The 2128-nt window shown below is 73.6% G+C and carries 4 protein-coding genes; all 4 read right to left on the minus strand.

Annotated features, from left to right (window positions below; translation table 11 throughout):
- Positions 1-596 (minus strand): type II secretion system protein J (locus D180_RS12920; protein ID WP_017913115.1); only part of this gene is annotated, 596 nt, incomplete at its 3' end.
- Positions 593-1009: a prepilin-type N-terminal cleavage/methylation domain-containing protein gene (locus D180_RS12925; protein WP_017913116.1), complete on the minus strand. Its 417-nt coding sequence runs from the start codon at positions 1007-1009 to the stop codon at positions 593-595. The genes D180_RS12925 and D180_RS12920, both read right to left, overlap by 4 nt.
- Positions 1006-1455: a GspH/FimT family pseudopilin gene (locus D180_RS12930; RefSeq protein ID WP_043090949.1), complete on the minus strand. Its 450-nt coding sequence runs from the start codon at positions 1453-1455 to the stop codon at positions 1006-1008. The genes D180_RS12925 and D180_RS12930 overlap by 4 nt, the downstream gene beginning before the upstream one ends.
- A 78-nt stretch (positions 1456-1533) precedes the next feature.
- On the minus strand, positions 1534-1971 hold the full coding sequence (gspG, locus tag D180_RS12935) for a type II secretion system major pseudopilin GspG (protein WP_026143220.1): 438 nt from the start codon (positions 1969-1971) through the stop codon (positions 1534-1536).
- Positions 1972-2128: the final 157 nt, after the last annotated feature.

Below are 2128 nucleotides of genomic sequence, written 5' to 3' on the forward strand. Positions count from 1 at the left end.
GCCGTGCCGTCGCCGCTGCGCAACTCAATCGAGACCAGCAGCGGCAGCGTGTCGGTGCGCTCCCAGCGCTCCTGCCAGGGGCCGATGGTGCCGCGCTCCGGGTCCAGGCCGCGGTAGCGGAAGCGCACCTCGCGCAGGTCGCGCGCCAGCGGCTCGGGCGGGCGCGGCGGGGTCTCGGCCAGTTGCTTGCCGGCCTGCACCTGCACCAGCGCGATCGCCAGTTGCCGATGGTCGCCCTCGCCGCTGACCCGCAGGTCGTGCAGGTAGGGGCCGCCGCGGCCGAGGTACTCGGGCAGATCGGCCACGAACTGCATGCGCTGCGGTTCGCCGACGAAACGCACCGGCTGCAGGGTGTGCGTGTCGATGTCCAGCGGCAGCGACTGCGCGCCGCTCAGGCGCCGGCGCAGGAAGCCTTCGACCGCGCGCATGCGTTCGCTGCGTCCGGCGATCGCCTCGCCGCGGCCGCTGATCGCCATCGCCGAGCGCAGCGTGGCGAAGGCCAGGGTCAGGCCGCCGACCAGCAGCACCGTGGCCAGCAGCACCTCGATCAGGGTGAAGCCGCGCGCGGTGGCGCGCGGCGGCGCGCGCGTGATCATTGCGGCACCCCGTTGCCTTGCGGGGCGACCAGGCGCAGGGTCTTCCACTGCAGCGCCTGCGCCGGCGTATCGCCCCAGCGCACCTGCAGGGTCAATTGCAGCAAGGTCGGCGCGCCCGGCGTCACCGCGGCATCGGGCGGCCGCCGCGGGTCGGCGTAGGGCGCCACGTCCAGGGTCCAGCGGTAGCGACCCTGATCCAGCGTGCCCTGGCTGCGTCCCGGCTGCAGCGGCTGCTCCACGCCCTGCGCCGCCAGCAGCGACTGCGCGTACAGGGTGGCGCGGCTCAACTGGTCGGCACGCTGCACCTGGCGTGCGGCGCCGGACAGCGAGCCCAGCAGCAGGGTCAGCGCCAGCGCCAGCAGCGCGAACGCCACGATCACCTCGATCAGGGTGTAGCCGCGCTGGCGGTTCATGGGCCCGCCTGGTCCGGTGCGCGCCCGACCGTGACCTCGCCGGTCAGCCAGGTCACGTCGACGCGCCAGCGCGCCTGGCGCGCCTGCAGGTCGATGCGCCCGCCGGTGGAGGCGCCGTCCTCGAAGAACTGGATCGCGCCCTCGCCGTCGCGGCGCTGCGCCTGGCGCGCACCGGTGAAGCGGATCGTCAGCGACGGCGGGATCTCGCCGTGGCGGCCGTTGGCCGCCTGCCAGCGATGCGCCTGCGGATCGATCAGGAAGCGCTGCGGCTGGCCGCTGGCGATCGCCTGGGCGCGGGTGTAGCGCAGTTGCGAGGCGATCTCCTTGGCCGCCGAGCGCAGGCGCATGCCGTCGATGCCGCCGGTCAGCACCGAGGCCGCCAGCAGCGCGGCGATCGCGATCAGGCCCACCACCAGCAGCATCTCCAGCAGCGACACGCCGCGCATGCGCGCACGCGCAGCCGGCGCGCACGCCGGCACGCCGAAGCGCAGCGCGCCGGCAGGGGCCCGGATCACGGCGCCGGATCACTCGTACTTGATGTCGGCGTCGTAACTGCTGCCGCCGGGCTGGCCGTCCTTGCCCAGGCTGATCAGGTCGAACGGCCGGCCTTCGCCGGGCACCTTGTATTCGATCGGGTGGCCCCAGGGGTCGTTCAGTTCGGCCGGCTTGGCGTACGGACCGAGCCAGCCGCTGACGCCGCCCGGCGCGGTGACCAGGTCGTCGAGCTTGGACGGCAGCTTGCCGGTGTCGAGCTGGTAGTTGTCGACCTTGCCGGCCAGGGTCTGGATCTGCGACTTGGCCAGGTTGGCCTTGCCGCGGTCGGCGCCGCCGAGCACGCGGCTGCCGACCAGGGTCAGCACCGCGCCGATCAGCACGATGACGATGATGATTTCCAGCAGGCTCATGCCCGCCTGGCGTGCGGCGGACGGGGAACGGGTCAGGGAGCGGCGAAGAGTGCGCATTGCATCGGATCCTTGCGGTGGAAGACCTATGTAGCCGAACACAGTGACGATGGCAGCCGGCGGCGGCCGGCGGTACAGCGGCGCGTCACGCACGCCGTCACACCGGGCGGTGGAGGATCCGCGCCGCGCGCACGCACGGCCACGGCCGGCGCGCGCG

It is taken from the genome of Xanthomonas sp. SHU 166, assembly GCF_000364685.1.
In the GTDB taxonomy this organism is placed as follows: Bacteria; Pseudomonadota; Gammaproteobacteria; order Xanthomonadales; family Xanthomonadaceae; genus Xanthomonas_A; species Xanthomonas_A sontii.

Coding starts and splice junctions, on each gene's coding strand:
- gspG (WP_026143220.1), bottom strand. CDS start 1,971: ATGCGCACTCTTCGCCGCTCCCTGACCCGTTCCCCGTCCGCCGCACGC.
- D180_RS12925 (WP_017913116.1), bottom strand. CDS start 1,009: ATGAACCGCCAGCGCGGCTACACCCTGATCGAGGTGATCGTGGCGTTC.
- D180_RS12930 (WP_043090949.1), bottom strand. CDS start 1,455: ATGCGCGGCGTGTCGCTGCTGGAGATGCTGCTGGTGGTGGGCCTGATC.